The 15,522-nt window shown below is 70.6% G+C and carries 21 protein-coding genes; 20 read left to right on the forward strand and 1 reads right to left on the reverse strand.

What is annotated here, in order from left to right; translation table 11 throughout:
• Positions 1-171, reverse strand: a complete 171-nt coding sequence (locus tag ACWGN5_RS07620) for a hypothetical protein (protein ID WP_453512080.1) — start codon at positions 169-171, stop codon at positions 1-3.
• Between the two features lie 123 nt (positions 172-294).
• Here ACWGN5_RS07620 and ACWGN5_RS07625 point away from each other — a divergent pair, with 123 nt between their 5' ends.
• From ACWGN5_RS07625 to ACWGN5_RS07720, 20 genes are all read left to right on the forward strand, one after another.
• Positions 295-549: a hypothetical protein gene (locus tag ACWGN5_RS07625; RefSeq protein WP_453512082.1), complete on the forward strand. Its 255-nt coding sequence runs from the start codon at positions 295-297 to the stop codon at positions 547-549.
• Between the two features lie 76 nt (positions 550-625).
• The gene (locus ACWGN5_RS07630) at positions 626-1,012 is read left to right on the forward strand and encodes a helix-turn-helix domain-containing protein (protein ID WP_453512084.1); all 387 of its coding nucleotides are present in this window, start codon (positions 626-628) and stop codon (positions 1,010-1,012) included.
• 135 nt (positions 1,013-1,147) lie between these two features.
• Positions 1,148-1,786, forward strand: coding sequence for a DUF4352 domain-containing protein (locus ACWGN5_RS07635; protein WP_453512086.1), 639 nt, complete (start codon positions 1,148-1,150; stop codon positions 1,784-1,786).
• A 271-nt stretch (positions 1,787-2,057) separates the two neighbouring features.
• The gene (locus ACWGN5_RS07640) at positions 2,058-2,267 is read left to right on the forward strand and encodes an Acb2/Tad1 domain-containing protein (RefSeq protein ID WP_453512088.1); all 210 of its coding nucleotides are present in this window, start codon (positions 2,058-2,060) and stop codon (positions 2,265-2,267) included.
• A 35-nt stretch (positions 2,268-2,302) separates the two neighbouring features.
• Positions 2,303-2,878, forward strand: coding sequence for a helix-turn-helix domain-containing protein (locus ACWGN5_RS07645; protein WP_453512090.1), 576 nt, complete (start codon positions 2,303-2,305; stop codon positions 2,876-2,878).
• Positions 2,850-4,085, forward strand: a complete 1,236-nt coding sequence (locus ACWGN5_RS07650) for a PBSX family phage terminase large subunit (RefSeq protein ID WP_453512092.1) — start codon at positions 2,850-2,852, stop codon at positions 4,083-4,085. Before ACWGN5_RS07645 ends, ACWGN5_RS07650 begins: the two co-directional genes overlap by 29 nt.
• 9 nt (positions 4,086-4,094) lie before the next feature.
• A complete protein-coding gene (locus ACWGN5_RS07655) occupies positions 4,095-4,310 on the forward strand; it encodes a hypothetical protein (protein ID WP_453512095.1) in 216 nt (71 codons plus the stop codon).
• Positions 4,291-5,883 (forward strand): phage portal protein, encoded by a 1,593-nt coding sequence (locus ACWGN5_RS07660; protein WP_453512097.1) that lies wholly within the window; start codon positions 4,291-4,293, stop codon positions 5,881-5,883. Before ACWGN5_RS07655 ends, ACWGN5_RS07660 begins: the two co-directional genes overlap by 20 nt.
• Positions 5,843-6,967, forward strand: coding sequence for a phage minor capsid protein (locus ACWGN5_RS07665; protein WP_453512098.1), 1,125 nt, complete (start codon positions 5,843-5,845; stop codon positions 6,965-6,967). Before ACWGN5_RS07660 ends, ACWGN5_RS07665 begins: the two co-directional genes overlap by 41 nt.
• A 55-nt stretch (positions 6,968-7,022) precedes the next feature.
• A complete protein-coding gene (locus ACWGN5_RS07670; RefSeq protein ID WP_453512101.1) occupies positions 7,023-7,715 on the forward strand; it encodes a hypothetical protein in 693 nt (230 codons plus the stop codon).
• A gap of 12 nt (positions 7,716-7,727) precedes the next feature.
• A complete protein-coding gene (locus tag ACWGN5_RS07675; RefSeq protein ID WP_453512104.1) occupies positions 7,728-8,936 on the forward strand; it encodes an SU10 major capsid protein in 1,209 nt (402 codons plus the stop codon).
• Positions 8,933-9,238, forward strand: coding sequence for a hypothetical protein (locus ACWGN5_RS07680; protein ID WP_453512106.1), 306 nt, complete (start codon positions 8,933-8,935; stop codon positions 9,236-9,238). Before ACWGN5_RS07675 ends, ACWGN5_RS07680 begins: the two co-directional genes overlap by 4 nt.
• Complete coding sequence (locus ACWGN5_RS07685; protein WP_453512109.1) at positions 9,222-9,731, forward strand: hypothetical protein; 510 nt, start codon at positions 9,222-9,224, stop codon at positions 9,729-9,731. The genes ACWGN5_RS07680 and ACWGN5_RS07685 overlap by 17 nt, the downstream gene beginning before the upstream one ends.
• Positions 9,732-9,736: 5 nt before the next feature.
• A complete protein-coding gene (locus tag ACWGN5_RS07690) occupies positions 9,737-10,168 on the forward strand; it encodes a hypothetical protein (protein WP_453512110.1) in 432 nt (143 codons plus the stop codon).
• Positions 10,162-10,482: a hypothetical protein gene (locus ACWGN5_RS07695; protein WP_453512113.1), complete on the forward strand. Its 321-nt coding sequence runs from the start codon at positions 10,162-10,164 to the stop codon at positions 10,480-10,482. Before ACWGN5_RS07690 ends, ACWGN5_RS07695 begins: the two co-directional genes overlap by 7 nt.
• On the forward strand, positions 10,479-10,838 hold the full coding sequence (locus ACWGN5_RS07700; protein WP_453512115.1) for a hypothetical protein: 360 nt from the start codon (positions 10,479-10,481) through the stop codon (positions 10,836-10,838). The genes ACWGN5_RS07695 and ACWGN5_RS07700 overlap by 4 nt, the downstream gene beginning before the upstream one ends.
• Positions 10,828-11,262, forward strand: coding sequence for a minor capsid protein (locus ACWGN5_RS07705; protein WP_453512118.1), 435 nt, complete (start codon positions 10,828-10,830; stop codon positions 11,260-11,262). Before ACWGN5_RS07700 ends, ACWGN5_RS07705 begins: the two co-directional genes overlap by 11 nt.
• Positions 11,263-11,329: 67 nt before the next feature.
• Positions 11,330-11,806, forward strand: a complete 477-nt coding sequence (locus ACWGN5_RS07710; RefSeq protein WP_453512120.1) for a phage tail tube protein — start codon at positions 11,330-11,332, stop codon at positions 11,804-11,806.
• The gene (locus ACWGN5_RS07715; RefSeq protein ID WP_453512123.1) at positions 11,803-12,258 is read left to right on the forward strand and encodes a hypothetical protein; all 456 of its coding nucleotides are present in this window, start codon (positions 11,803-11,805) and stop codon (positions 12,256-12,258) included. The genes ACWGN5_RS07710 and ACWGN5_RS07715 overlap by 4 nt, the downstream gene beginning before the upstream one ends.
• Before the next feature lie 146 nt (positions 12,259-12,404).
• Entirely contained in the window at positions 12,405-15,521 is a 3,117-nt protein-coding gene (locus tag ACWGN5_RS07720; protein ID WP_453512125.1) for a hypothetical protein, read from the forward strand.
• Position 15,522: the final 1 nt, after the last annotated feature.

The raw sequence follows: 15,522 nt of genomic DNA on the forward strand, positions 1-15,522 counted from the left end.
TCAGCTGTGGTCGGCCGGGCGGTCCGGCAGCGTCTCCGTGTCACCGACGAGCCACCGGAGGAACTGCCGGATCGCCTCGCCGCGACCGTCCTCACCAACGGCCGCGCCCGCCCGCTCCCACAGGTCGTCATCGACCCGGATCGTTCTGCGAGTCGTTCCCTTGCCCGGCATCAGGTTCTCCGTCCCGTCATGGCATCTGAGCGTATCGATTGCGGTGTCATGACACCACCGCTACCTTGGGTGTCATGACACCCCGCCGGTCCTGACCCGGCCGTCACCCAAGGGAGCACCCCCATGGAGAACACCACCGCCAGAACGCTCAACGAACGCCTCGACGCCGCCGAGCAGGCCGCCGCCGACGCCTTCGACGCCACCACCCGCGCGGTCGAGGCCGTCGAGCACGCCGAAGACACCGGCGCCGCCGCCGAGACGATCGAGGACGCCGAGGCCCTCTACGCGGCCCGCCTCGTTACCGAGGCCGAGGCCACCGAAGGCACATGGCGCGGCGAATGGATCGGCGAGCACCCGGCCACCGACGCCTCCACCTGACCCCGAGCACACAACGGGCCCGCCCGGCTTCCTGACGGCCGAGCGGGCCCTCACCACGACAGGAGCAACCCCCGTCATGGCTACGCCCACCCTATCCGCCGAGGAGCGGAACACCCGCGCGCACCAGCTCTCCGCCGATGGACACTCCCTCCGCGCCATCGGCCGCGAACTCGGTATCCATCACGTCACCGTGGCGCGCATCCTGCGCACCACCCCCGCACCACAAGGCGCACCAGAGGACGCACCACAGGACCCGACCAGCGGTGACGCCCCCGCACCAGACGATGCACCGACCGCACCACCCATGCACTTCAACCTGCCGACCGAGCTGATCCAAGACCTGAACGTCCTCGCCGACAAGACGACTGGCGACCTCCCCGCACCACTGGTGCGCGCCATCCACGCCGCCGCCGACCGCCGGCGCGCCGCATGGATGCGCGGCCTGATCCAGCTCCCCGACTGAGCACCGCCAGAACGCCCCGCCCCCTTGAAGCCCCGGCACGCACCCACGCGCCGGGGCCTTCCCATACCCCTCCCACGGCCCGCTCCTGCCCGATAGGTTCACGGAGTCGTCACACGAACCACACCGGAGCCCGCCATGCCCCAGCCGCCCCAGTACGGTCCCCCGCAGACCCCGCCGCCCGGTTGGGGCCCGCCACCCGGCCAGCCCGGTCCCTACGGTCACCCCGGCCCGTACGGACCGCCGCCGCCGAAGAAGGGCATGGGCGCCGGCGCCATCGTCGCCATCGTCCTCGGCAGCATCGTCGGCGTGATCATCCTCCTCGGCATCATCGGCGCGGCCATGAGCGACAACACCACGGCGAGCAGCGACGACGCGCCCACCCGAACCGCCACGACCGCCCCCGCGCCGAAGCAAAGCGCCGCCCCGAAGGAGAAGCCGGCCGACGACGCGCCGATCACGCTCACCGCGGCGCCCGCCAAGTTCACCCCGTCCGTCCTGCACGACGGCGGCGCGTACACCAGCGTCACCGTCACCATCACCAACCGCGGCGACGAGACCATCAGCACCAACCCGCTGTACTTCACCGTCACGGACAGCACCGGCGCCAAGCACGCCGCCGAACTCGGCATGGACAAGCACCAAATGGACCTCCTCAAGCTCGCGAAGGGCGAGAAGGCCACCGGCATCATCACCGTGAAGGGCAAGATCACCCCGGCCTACGTGACCTTCACCGAGGGCATGTTCGGCGACGGCGTACGAGGCGACGTGAAGTAGCCGGCCTCGTCCGGTCGCCCGCGCAGCCGCGCCCGCGATGGACGCCGTTACCGTTCCGTGATCTAATCGGGGGCGACCCCGGCGTGCCCGGAATCGGACGGTCGCCTGTCCTGGGAAACCTCGACACCCGCTTTCGCGGCTCAAGTCGACTGACGATCCGGACGCCGTGCGCGTCCCAACACCCCGCCACACACCCCCCGGTGGCGGGGTGTTCGCATGCCTGCCTGCGGTTGCCGAGGAGGCCCGCCGTGAAGCCCTGAGGAGCACCCCCATGGACCCCTACGACATCGAGCACCGGTTCGCCTTCCACGCCGCGACCACCGACGAGAAGCGCGACGCCCACGGCAGCGTGCGCCAGGAGTGCCGGCGCCTCGCCGACCACATCAACGAGACCTGCCCCGACGGCCGCGAGAAGTCCCTCGCCATCACCGCCATCGAAGAGGCGATGTTCTGGGGCAACGCTGCGCTCGCTCGCGCGTAGCCCTGCCGAGACCGCCCTCGGCGAGGAGGTGAGTCGTGGCCGCCCGCCCCATCACGAAGAGAGACCGGGACCAGGTCCGCGCACTCCACGCCGAGGGCCTCAGCCGCAACGCCATCGCCCGCAAGATCAACCGCTCGCCCTCGACCGTGTCGAGCATCGCCACCGATCTCGGCCTCTCCTTCGACCGGGCCCCCCAGGTCGAAGCCGCAACCGCCGTACGCAAGGCCGACTTGGCTGCACGGCGCGCCGCCATGGCCGAGACGCTCCAGGACGTAGCCGAGCGCGAGATCGCAAAGATGGTGCAGCCTCACCTCTACTGGGAGTGGGGCGGCAAGGACCACAAGTACGACGAGCGGATGCAGCCCGAGCCGACCCCGGCCGACCGGCGCACCATGATGGCCACGGCCTCCGCCGCCCTCGACCGCTCCCTGAAGTTGGTCCCCCCGAAGGACGACGGCGCCGCCGAATCCCGCTCGGTGATCGGCGACCTCATGGCCGGCCTCCTCAGCAACTACGTGGCGCACCACGGCGCGCCCCCGCCCGAGACGGACGAGCCTGACGCAGACGAGGGGGGTGGCCCCGATGCGGACACCCCTTCCGCTGTCCCGTAAGCAGGTCGACTCGATCGTCGAAGCCCGCGCCTTTCAGAACATCTGGGAAGGCAGCGTCCGCAGCGGGAAGACCATCGCGTCCCTCCTCGCGTGGCTCGGCTTCGTAGCCGACCGGCCCGAGGGCGGCGAGCTGGTCATGGTCGGGCGCACCCGCGACTCCCTCGCGCGCAACGTGTTCGGCCCGTTGACCGACCCCAGCGTGTTCGGCCCGCTCACTCGGGACATCCACTACACCAGTGGCGCCCCGACCGCGAACGTCCTCGGCGTCACCGTGCACTGTCTCGGCGCCAACGACGCCCAGGCCGAACCGAAGGTGCGCGGCCTCACCTGCGCCGGCGCGTACGTCGACGAGCTGACCACCCTTCCCCGCACCTTCTACGACCAGCTCAACGCTCGTTGCAGCGTCGAGGGCTCGAAGATCTACGGGACCACCAACCCCGACAACCCGCAGCACTGGGCCCGGCAGGAGTACCTCCTGCGCCCACGCGAAACCCGGCTCAAGTCCTGGCACTTCCAGATGGACGACAACCCGGGCCTGTCCGAGGCGTACAAGGCCCGTACGAAGGCGTCGTACCGAGGCCTGTTCTACAAGCGCAACGTGCTCGGGTTGTGGGTCATGGCCGAGGGCGCCATCTACGAGGCATGGGACGAGGCGACGCACGTCGTCGACGAGCTGCCGGCCATGCGCCGCTACTGGCTCGGCATGGACTACGGCACCGTCAACCCGACGAGCGTGATCCTCCTCGGCCTCGGCGACGACGGACGGCTCTACGCCTGCGCCGAGTGGCGCCACGACTCCCGCAAGGCCATGCGGCAGATGACCGACGCCCAGTACTCCGAGGCCATCGGCGCATGGATCCGCGACCAGCGCGTCACCCCCGAGTGGTCGTTCATCGACCCCAGCGCCGCTAGCTTCATCGCCCAGGCCTTCGGCGACCGGACGCTCCCGAACATCGCGCGCGCACAGAACGAGGTCGTCGACGGGATCCGCTCCGTCGCCTCGCTCCTCGCCGCCGGCCTGCTCCGCGTCCACCGCTCATGTACCGGCCTCATCGAGGAGATGCCCGGATACGTGTGGGACGAAAAGGCCGCCGCACTCGGCGAGGACAAGCCCGTCAAGATCGCCGACCACAGCGTTGACGCGCTCCGGTACGCCGTTCACTCCACCGCCCACGAGTGGCGGCACCTGCTCGCCCTCGCCGCGTAAGGAGGCCCCGTGCGCTCCCGCGCCCCACTGCCGCCGTTCCCCCGTTGGACCGGGGCCCACATCGTCATCAGCCGACCCCGCCCACTGCCCACCGTCTTCGACAACGGCCGTGGCGAGCTGTACGTCGTCCTCTCCGCCCGCGTCACCTACCGCGCCCGCCTTTGGGCCCTGTGGCGCACCCTGACCCGACAGGAGGTGAGCACCGATGCCGCTCCCCTCCTCTGACACCACGTGGCCGCCGATCGACCCGCTCGTGCAGTCCGACCTCGCCGACTGGGACGCCTGGTACAGCGCGGAGCCTGACCGCCTGGAACAGCGCTACGCCGGTCGCGGCACCGTTGGCGCTCCCAACCGGCCGTCCCAGTACGCCGGTGGCCTGCGCGGCCGTGTGGCCCGCTGGTTCTGGGGCAACCCGACCCCCGACGGCGAGAAGCGCGACAAGCTGCATATCCCGCTCGCGGGCGACATCGCGCGAACCAGCTCGGGCCTGCTCTTCTCCGAGCCGCCGAAGCTCATGAGCGACGACACCGCCACGCAGCAGCGCCTCGACAAGCTCGTCATCTCCGGCCTGCATCCCACGCTCCTGGAGGCCGGCGAACTCTGTGCCGCGCTCGGAGGCTCGTACTTCCGCGTCGTCTGGGACGAGGACGTATCCGACCGGCCGTGGATCGACGCTGTCGCCGCCGACCGGGCCGTGCCCGAGTTCCGGTACGGCAAGCTCGTCGCGGTCACGTTCTGGACGGTGCTCCCCGACCCGGACGGCCCGGACGGGCGCCGTGTGTTCCGGCACCTGGAGCGCCACGAGAAGGGCCGGATCTTCCACGGCCTGTACGAGGGCACCGGCACCACACTCGGCGCTGTCCGCCCGCTCGCCGACCACCCGGCTACCAAGCCGCTCGCCTCCCAGGTTGACGCGTTCGGCGGCCTCGACACCGGCGCACCCGACCACTTGACCGCCTCGTACATGCCTAATGTGCGCCCCGCGCGGAGCTGGCGGCACATTCCCAGCGCGGCCTACTGGGGACAGTCCGACTTCCAGGGCATCGAGGGCATCCTCGACTCCCTCGACGAGTCGTGGTCGTCCTGGATGCGCGACATCCAGAACGGCAAGGGCCGCATCATCGTTGCTGACTCCCTGCTCCAGTCCCACGGCCCCGGCAAGGGCGCGAGCTGGGAGGAAGAGAAGAGGGTCTTCACCGGCCTGAACATGCTCCCGAAGATGGGCGACGCAGGATCCCCCATCGACGTCGTTCAGTTCGCGATCCGCGTCGCCGAGCACCGCGAAACGTGCGCAGCGCTCGTCAACGAGGCCGCCCGAGAGGCCGGCTACTCCGCGAGCACGTTCGGCGAGGCGTCCGAGGGCGCAGCGGTGACCGCCACGGAGATCCGGGCTCGGCAGCGCCGCACCCTGATGACCCGCTCCCGAAAGGCCCTGTACGCCGCGCCCGCGCTCGCGGACATCACCGCGGCGCTCCTGGCCGTCGAGGCCGGATGGCGGTTCGGTGTGAAGGGCCTCGACCTCACAGAGGAGCCCCGCGTCGAGTTCGAGGACTCCATCAGCGAGTCTCTCGGCGAACTCGCAACCACGGCCGAGCTGCTCCGCCGTGCCGAGGCCGCCTCGACCGACACGCTCGTACGGATGACGCACCCCGACTGGGACGACGACCAGGTCGCCGCCGAGGTCGACGCGATCCTCGGCGAGACCGGCCGCGGCCCAACCGCCGACCCGACCCTGACCGGAGCGGAGGGAGATGCCGATGCCGGTTTCCCCAGCGATGGCGGAGGACCTCGCCCATGAGGTAGGCGCCCTGTACCGAGACGCCGAGGGGGCGCTCCTGGAGCTGCTCGCGAAGGCCCTGGAGGCAGACATCGAGTCGCCCAGGTGGGCCGAGCTCAAGCTCGCCTCGGTCGGCGACCTCCGGGCCGCCGTCGAGCAGGTCGCGGACGCCCTCCAGACCGACACCACCGGCGCCGTACGGACCGCCCTGGTGACCGCGTACAACCGCGGCCGTCAGGCGGCCGTCGCCGAGCTCGGCGCACTCGACATCGGCCGCGAGCTCGTCGCCCGCGACACCCTGCCGAACGCGCCCGCCGTCGACCGGCTCGCCGCAAGCATGGCCGACGACACCCGACCGCTCTACCAGCGGATCACCCGGGCCGTCGTCGACACCTACCGGCGAATCGTCGCCCGCGTCTCCGGTACCCAGCTGCTCACCGGCATGACCCGACGCCAGGCGAGCCAACGGGCTCTCGATCAGTTCGCGGGTGCCGGGATCACCGGCTTCGTCGACTCCGCCGGGCGCCGCTGGGAGATGGCGTCGTACGCGGAGATGGCTGTACGGTCCGTGACCGCGCGGGCCGCTGTCGAGGGACACATCGACGCCCTCGCCGAGATCCGCGTCGGCCTGGTCATCGTGTCCGACGCGCCCCTCGAATGCCCTCTCTGTCGACCGTGGGAAGGCGAAATCCTCACCCTCGGCCCGACCAACGGCCCCCACACCGTCCGGCTGCCGAACGAGCTCAACCATGGCCGTACGACGGTCGCCGTGCACGTAGCCGGCAGCCTTGTCGAGGCGCGCGCGTCAGGCCTCTTCCACCCCAACTGCCGCCACAGCCTCAGCGCCTATTTGCCGGGGGTGACAACCCGGCCGCCGCATCACGCGACGCCAGGCACGACGTACGAGGACACCCAGCGACAGCGCGAGATCGAGCGGCACATCCGCCGCTGGAAGCGCGTCCAGGCTGCTGCCATGGACGACACCGCCCGCCGGAAGGCCGGGGCGAAGGTCCGGCAGTGGCAGGCCGCCCAACGCGCCCACGTGGCCGCGCACCCGCACCTGCGCCGCAAGCCCGCGCGCGAGCAAATCGGCTCCGCGCGCTGAACACCCCGCCCGCACGCCGCACGGCACACGGGCACACCCGAAACGGGAGATCACCATGCACACCCCTTTCCACCACCCCCAGGCCACGTACCCCGCGGGGACCGTCGTCGGCTACCGCCGCAACGGCGCGCCGATCTACGTCATCGCGGGTGGCAACGGCGAGGGCGAAGGCGGCTCCGGCGGCACCCCGCCCGCCGGTAACCCCGTCACCCCGCCCGCCACGCCCCCGGCTCCAGCTCCGCCGGCCGCCCCGAGCGGCGACGGCACCGACTGGAAGGCGGAGGCCCGCAAGTGGGAGCAGCGAGCCAAGGACAACAAGGGCGCCGCTGACGAGCTGGCCACGCTCAAGGCCGCGAACCAGACCGAGCAGGAACGGGCCGTCACCGCCGCGGAACAGGCAGGCCGCACGGCCGCTGCCGCCGAGTACGGCGCCAAGCTCGCCGCCGCCCAGTTCGAGACCGCCGTCGCCCGCGCCGGGATCGACCTCGGCGAGGCCGCCGACCTGATCGACACCACCCGGTTCGTCGACAAGGACGGCGTGGTGGACACCGACGGCATCACCGCCGCTGTCGCCAAGCTCGCGAAGCTCGCCCCGCGCGGGCCCGGTCGCTCCGGCGGCGACCTCGGCGGCTCCGGCGGATCCGGAGACCAGCCCTCCATCGACAAGCAGATCGCCGAAGCCCAGGCCAACGGCCACTGGCAGCAGGTGATCGCCCTCAAGCGGGCCAAGGCCCGCGGAACCTCCTAAGGAGCACCCACCATGGCCAGCATCACCGGAATGGGAACGAGCTTCAACCTCCCCAACTACGCGGGCGAGCTGTTCTCTCTCACCCCGGCCGACACGCCGCTCCTGTCCGCCATCGGCGGCCTGACCGGCGGCGGCATGACGTCCAGCACCGAGTTCGAGTGGCAGACCTACGGCCTGCGCGACCCGAGCCAGACCACCCGCGTCGAGGGCGCGCCCGCGCCGACCGCCACCAACCAGGACCGGCAGAAGGTCCGGAACGTGGCCCAGATCCACCAGTCCACGGTGTCGGTCTCGTACACCAAGCAGGCCACGGCCGGGATGCTCACCACCCCCGGCGCCGCTCCGTTCCGGGGCGTCGACGGCTCCAACCCCGTCACGAACGAACTGGACTGGCAGGTGGCCCAGGAACTCAAGTCCATCGCCCTGGACGTGAACTGGTCCTTCATCAACGGCCAGTTCGCCAACCCGACCACGAACGCGACCGCCCGCAAGACGCGCGGTCTCCTGGCGGCCGTCACCACGAACCGCATCTCGAAGGCCGCGGCCGTCACCGGTGCGACTTCGGCGACCGACACGATCACCTCGACCGCGCACGGCCTCGTCGACGGCGACAAGATCGTGTTCCGGGACACCTCGACCGCGACCGGCATCGTGGCCGGCCGCACCTACTACGTCGACCAGATCGACGTGAACACCTTCAAGGTGTCCGCCTCGCTCGGCGGCGCGCCGCTCACCCTCGGCACCGCGACGGGCATCTCGTACGTGAAGCCGACCACCGTCGCGACCACCACGTCGGACATCGACAACCTGCTCCAGCTCGCCTACGACAACGGCGGCATCTCGACGCAGGACACCGCGGTCATCATCGCGAACTCCTCGCAGAAGCGCGGGATCACGCGCGCCTACGCGGACGCCTACGGCAAGTCCGTGCTGATCACCGAGGGCAACCGGAACGTCGGCGGCGTCTCCGTCGACACCATCGAGACCGACTTCGGCCGCCTCGGGATCATGATGGACAGGCACATGCCCCAGGACACGATCTGCGTCGCGTCCCTGGAGCAGCTCCGCCCGGTCTTCCTCAACGTCCCCGGCAAGGGCGTGTTCTTCGAGGAGCCGCTCGCCAAGACCGGCGCGTCCGACGAGGTGCAGCTCTACGGCGAGATCGGCCTGGAGTACGGCAACGAGCGGGCGCACGCCGTCATGAACGGCCTCGCGCTGTGATCGAGTACGTGAGGGCCAGCGGCCCGTACGTCGCGGAGCGTGTGCGCCCCGTTCCGGGATCTCCGGAGGCGGAGGCGTACGCCGCTCTGGCGGCCGACCCGGGATCGGGCTGGCGTGCGGTGGCCGTCGAGCCGCCGGCGCTGGTCGCCCCGTCCGCCCCTGAGCCGCCGGCGAAGTCGGCCACGAAGGCCGAATGGGTCGCCTACGCGATCACGCTGGGGGCCGACGAGGGCGGGGCCGAGCAGGCCACGAAGGACACCCTGATCACGACCTACGGAGGCGACAGTGCCACTGACCAGTGACATCGGCGTATCGGTCTCGGCCACGCTGACCAAGGCCGGAGACCTGTCCACGGCGGCCGACCCGCTGTCGTGGCGCCGGGCCCTGCACCTGGAGCCCGGTACGAGCGCGGGCAAGGCCGACACCAGGTTCGCGGACACGCGGACGCTCGCGGCCTCGGCGACCGAGGATCTCGACCTCGCCGGTACCCTCACGGACATCTTCGGGACCGTGGTCACCTTCGCCCGGATCAAGGGCCTGTTCATCAGTGCTGCGGCCACGAACACCAACAACGTGATCGTCGGCGGCGCGGCCTCGAACGCGTGGGCGGCGCTGCTCGGCGCGACCGGCACGCTCACGCTCCGGCCGGGCGCGTCCGTGGCGCTGATGACCGGCTCGACCGATGCGACCACGTACGCGGTCACCGCGGGCACCGCCGACCTCCTCAAGGTCGCCAACAGTGCGGCGGGCACGCCCGTGTCGTACGACATCGTCATCATCGGCGCCAGCGCGTAGAGGGGGTGGTCGCCATGGCCCGTGTCTACGCGACCCCCGATCAGTACGTGGCATACACCGGCGTCTCTCCGGCCCCGGCCGACATCTCGGTTCGGCTCCGGCGCGCGTCCGTGTTCCTCGACTCGCGGGTCTTCCGTCTGTGCGCGTACGCGGTCGACGACGCCGGAATGCCAACCGACACGCTCGTCGCCGCCGCGTTCGCGGACGCGTGCTGTGCACAGGTCGAATGGGGCGTCGACGTCGGCGACCTTACGGGCGCGGCCGGGGTCGGTTGGGGCAGCGTGGAGATTGGCTCCGCGAAGCTGTCCCGGTCGGTCACTGCCACGTCGGGAGACGAGGCGCCGGGTCGACAGATCGCACCGGCCGTGTGGGACGCGCTCCGCTCCCCGGACCTGACGCCCGACCTGTTCCTCATCGGGGCGGTGACGACGTGCTGACGCCACTCCCGAGCTTCATGCTCGGGCACGCTGTCACCGTCGAGCCATACCTCGGGGCCGGCGCGTACGGCCCGAATTTCGGCTCGCCCGAGTCCGTGCGGTGCTTCCTCGACGAGCAGACCCGGACGGTACGCGACCCGTCCGGGCAGGAGGTCACCTCCTCGTCGGCGTTCTACGCCCGGCCGGGTCTCGTCTGCCCGCCCGAGTCGCGGGTGACGCTCCCGGACGGCCGGGTCACGCGAGTCATCGCCCGCCTCGACCGGTCCGGCGGTGGCATGCCGACCCCGGACCATGTGGAGGTGCAACTCCTGTGAGCCCTCAGTACACCCGGTTTCGGTCCGGGAACGCGCAACGACTGTGGACGTCCCGCGGCCGGCGCCTCGCAGGAGAGGGCCTCCAGAAGGGCCTGGAGCACGTCCTTGGGGAGGCCCGGAAGATCGTGCCGTTGGAGGAGGGCACCCTCGAACGCTCCGGCCGTGTGGTCCGCGACGGCCTGAACGGGGCGGTCACCTTCGACACCGTGTATGCGGTCGTCCAACACGAGAACCTCGACTACAAGCATCTCCCGGGCAGGAGTGCCAAGTACCTGGAGATCCCCATGAACCGGGAGAGGGACGTCGTTCTTCAACTCATGGCGGTTGACCTGAGGCGGTGGTTCCGTGGCAGATGATCCCGACCTCCTCGACGGCCTCGCTCGCTACCTGACCGAGCGCGGCCTCGTCACTTACGACCCGACCGGCGCCGGCGGGGACTGCTTCTTCGAGGTGATGCCGGCGGCGCCGGACGAGGCAGTCGTCCTCACCATCTACGACGACCGGGCCGAACCGGACTCCCTGCTCCCGTACGACGAGCCGCGCGTCCAGGTCCGCGTGCGCGGCACCCTCGACCAGCGGGTCTCCCGACGCCGCTGCCGCGCAGTCCGCTCCGCCCTGCATGGCCTCGGCCCCGTCACCCTGCCCGGCGGGACTGAGCTGGTCCTGTCCGTCTGCCTCCAGGGCGACGCCGCGTTCCTCGGCGCCGACGACAACCGGCGCACCGAGCACGTCGCCAACTTCCGTATGGAGATCGTGAGCCCGACGGCCCACCGCTCCTGACCCCTTCCAGTTCCCGAGCCCGCGCCGTTCCCGGCCGCGGGCTCTTCGTCATGCCCAGGAGGGCCCCATGGCACCCCGCAAGTACAACGCGCGCGACGTCGAATTCGAGATCGAGGACTTCCTCAACCCGGGCACCTGGGTGCCCTTCCGTACCGCCGAGGGTGGCTCGGGTGAGGGCGGCATCAACACGTTCTCGAAGAGCCGCGACTACGAGTCGACCGACACGACCACCTTCGGCTCCAACGGTGATGCCGAGACCCAGACCATGCAGGTCGGCAAGTCCATGACCCTGGAAGGGTTCCGACTCAAGGACCCGCAGACCGGCGCGCTGGACCCTGCGATGGCGCTGGCCGAGCTCCAGTCGGACCGCAAGGGGAATGACTCCCTGTGCGGCTTCCGGTTCGCGGCCCCCGGCGACACCACGTGGGAGGTCTGGCAGGCGACGTGGCAGCTCGGTGACGAGGGCGGCGGCAACAACGACAAGGTGTCGTGGTCCGTCACCATCACGCGCTCGGGCTCCGCGACCACGGCGGTGAAGGCGTGACCGCCCGAAACGAGTCCTGGGACAAGTTCTGGTCCGAAGTCTCCCGAGGCGGGACCGAGGTGATCCGCGGCGTCACCGTCACCGTCCCCACCGACATGCCGCTCATCGTCGAGCGCCGCGTCCAGGAGCTCCAGGACTCCGCCAACCTCGACGACGTGGCCGAGCTGGTTGGCCTGATCTTCGGCGTCGACTGCATGGAGCAGTGGCGTGAGGCCGGCATGGGCCTGCGCGAGTTTCAGACCGTACTCACGTGGGGCCTCGCCCACGCCTCCGGCAACCCGCTGACCTTCGCCGAGGCGTACGAGCTCGTCGAGCAGGGCGAGGGAGCACGGGCGGGAAAAGCGCTGCCGAACCGAGCCGAACGGCGCGCGCGATCGAGCGGCACTGGTGGGCGCTCGAAGCGGACTTCCAACGCGAGTACGGCCTCGAACCGCACGCGATCGCGCACCTGACCAGGCGCCGTTTCTACGCCCTTATCTCCGGCCTGTCCCCCGAGTCCATGTGGCGGCGGATGGCCGAGGACGAGATCTCGATCGTCGACGACCCCGCAGAGATCCGGTCCGCCCTGAGATCCACCTGACCCGAAGGAGGTCCCCTCATGGCGCTCACGATCGGTGAGCTGGTCGGACGTATCGATGTCGACGATTCCGGCATGCGGCGAGGTCTGACGGATGCCGAGTTGCGCATGCGCGGCTTCCAGCGGGACACCGAGGGGCGGCTCCGGACCCTCTCCGGCCGGTTTGCCTCGCACAGCGAACAGGTAGCCCTGGGCTTCCGGCAGGCAGACCGCGAGGGCCGCCGGTTCTCCCTGTCGCTCGGCCGAGTCGGCTCCTCCGCAGGCGCCCTCGCGGGCGCGGCGGCGCAGGCCGGCCTCATGGCGGCGAAGGTCGGAGCAGTCGCACCGGCCGCGGCCGGTGCCGCCGCCGCGCTGGCGAACATCGCTCCCGCGGCGGCCGTCGCCGCCACAGCCGTTTTCGCCCTGGCGCAGGCCGGCGGCGCGCTCAAGATCGGTATCTCGGGTGTCGGCGAGGCCATCGGCGCGAGCTTCAAGAGCGTCGGCGGCGCGGCGGGCGGCGCGGCGGACAACACGAAGGCCGTCGCGGCAGCACAGCAGGCCCTCAAGGACGCGGTGAAGAACGCTGCCGAGGCGAACGAGAACGCCATCGAGCAGGTCACGGACGCCGAGGAGGGCCTCGCAGATGCCCAGAAGGAAGCTCGTGCGGCGCAGCTCGCCCTCAATGACGCACGGAAGCAGGGCGCCCGCGACCTGGAAGACCTGAACAACCAGCTCGCAGATGCCGAGTTGGACCAACGCGACGCGGTCCTGGACGTCGCCGACGCCGAGCAGGCCCTTGCCGAGGCGCGCGCGAAGGGCGACCCGAAGGACATCGAGCGGGCGGAGCTCGCTTACGAGCGGGCCACACAGCGGCTCAAGGAGCAGCGCACCGAGACCGAGCGCCTCCGCAAGGACACGGCGGCCGCGAACCGAGCCGGCGTCGAGGGCACGGATGCGGTCCGGCAGGCGCAGGAGCGGATCGCGGACACGCAGCGGACCGTGAAAGACCGTGAGGAAGACCTCGCGGACGCCCGCAAGGAAGCTGCCCGTACGGCGGCCGACGGCATCGAGCAGGTGCGTCGGGCGCAGGAGGCCCTCAACGACGCCATGAACCCCAGCGGCGGAGGCGGCGGCGGGGGTGTGGATCCGTTCGCGGAGGCCATGGCCAAGCTCGCCCCGGCTGCGCAGGAGTTTGTGCGCGCGGTCATTGCGCTCAAGCCGGCGTGGGACGCGCTGCGCCTGGACGTGCAACAGCATCTTTTCCAGGGCCTCGCGAGCGAGCTGACCCGGACAGCTGGCAGTGTGCTGCCGGTCCTGCGCCGGAACCTGGTCGGGTCGGCCGACGCGCTCAACCTGATGGGCAAGGGCGTGCTCACCGCGGCCCGGCAGCTCGCGGACAACGGCACCCTCGGCAGGGCGATGGGTTCGGCCACGGTCGGCCTGCACAACCTTTCCCGGATCCCGGGGCAGGTCGTGACCGCCCTCGGACAGCTTGCCGCGGCGGCCGGCCCGAGCTTCGAGCGGCTGACCCAGGCCGGCGGAGCAGCCTTCGACCGGCTGACGAAACGGCTGACGAAGGCCTTCGAGTCGGGCGCCCTCCAGGAGGCGATCGAGCGCGCCATCGACCTGATCGGTGACCTTGCCGAGGTCGTTGGGAACGTCTTCGGAATCCTCGGCTCCGTCTTCAAGGCCGCGGAGGTGTCCGGCGGCGGCATGCTCGGAGTGTTGAAGGAGATCACGGGCGCCCTCAAGGACGCCTTCGCGTCGCCGGAGGTACAGGGCGGGCTGCGGGCACTGTTCGAGGTGATGGCCCAGGTGGCGCGATCGGCAGCCCCGATCCTCGTCTCCCTGGTTCGCACGCTGGGACAGGTCTTCAAGGCTCTGGGACCGCCGGTCGAGCAGCTCGTGAAGCACCTCGGCGACGGCCTGCTCCGGATCGCCGTGGCACTCGGCCCGGTCGCGGTCGAGCTCGCCAAGGCCTTCGGCGAGCTGGTCGTGATGGCGCTCCCGCTGGTCGACCTCGCGGCCGATCTCATCGCGGGCGCCCTGCCGCTCCTCGCCCCGATCTTCAAGCTGATCGGGGAGCAGATCAAGGCCGCGGCGCCTTTCGTGGCTGCGCTCGCGAAGGCGGCCGGCGAGCTGCTGATGCCGATCCTCGACGCGCTCGGGAAGGAGGTTCTGCCCAAGCTGCTGCCGCCACTGATCGAGCTGGCGAACGAGCTCTTCCCGCTCCTCGCCGACGCCGTCGTCGAGATGACCCCGAGCCTGACCGACCTCGGCGTCGCGTTCGCGGACCTGCTCGTCGAGCTGGCGCCAGTGATCGTGCAGATTCTGGAGCTCGCCGTTGCTCTGCTTACGCAGCTAATGCCGCTCATCGTGCCGCTGATCGGCCTCCTGACGAGCCTCTCCTCTGGGGCGCTGACGGCGCTGGCAGGGGTCATCACCCGCTATGTCATCCCTGCTGTACGGGCGATCGCTGCTCTCCTGCGTGGTGACTTGTCCGGGGCTCTGGCCCAGGCGAAGACGATCGCCCGGAACTACTCGGAAGACCTGGTCCGAAACTTCGTGACGATGAAGGACCGGGCGTCGAGCGCCTTGTCGAAGCTCAGCGAAACCGCTTCCCGTCTGGGACGCGAGACCGGGCAGAACTTCATGAACAACGTGCGGTCCGGTCTCCGCGAGCTTGACGAGGTCTTCGGCGGCCTGCCCAGTCGAATGGTCGCCGCCCTCGGCGATCTCGGCAGCACTCTCTACCAGTCGGGTCGCGACATCCTTCGGGGCCTGATCAACGGCGTCCGGTCGATGCTCGGCGACCTGCGCGCCACCCTCGGCGACATCACGACCAGCCTGCCCGACTGGAAGGGCCCGCCGGAGACTGACGCCCGGATCCTCACCCCCGCCGGCCGGTCGGTCATCGCTGGCTTCCAGGCCGGTATCCGGTCGCAAGTCCCCGCCCTACAGCGCCAGCTCCAGGGCATCACCACCAGCCTGCCCGGCATGGGGCTCGGGGCTTCAGGCGGAGGCGCGTATGCGGCTTCCGGGGCCTCGGCGCAGCCGATCGTCATCGAGCTTCACGGCGACGGCCTCAAGGACACCATCACCCGCATTGTGCAGACCAAGGGCCGCGGCAACGTGCAAGTGGCTTTCGGTCAGCCCTGAT

The organism is Streptomyces sp. NPDC055815 (assembly GCF_053616475.1).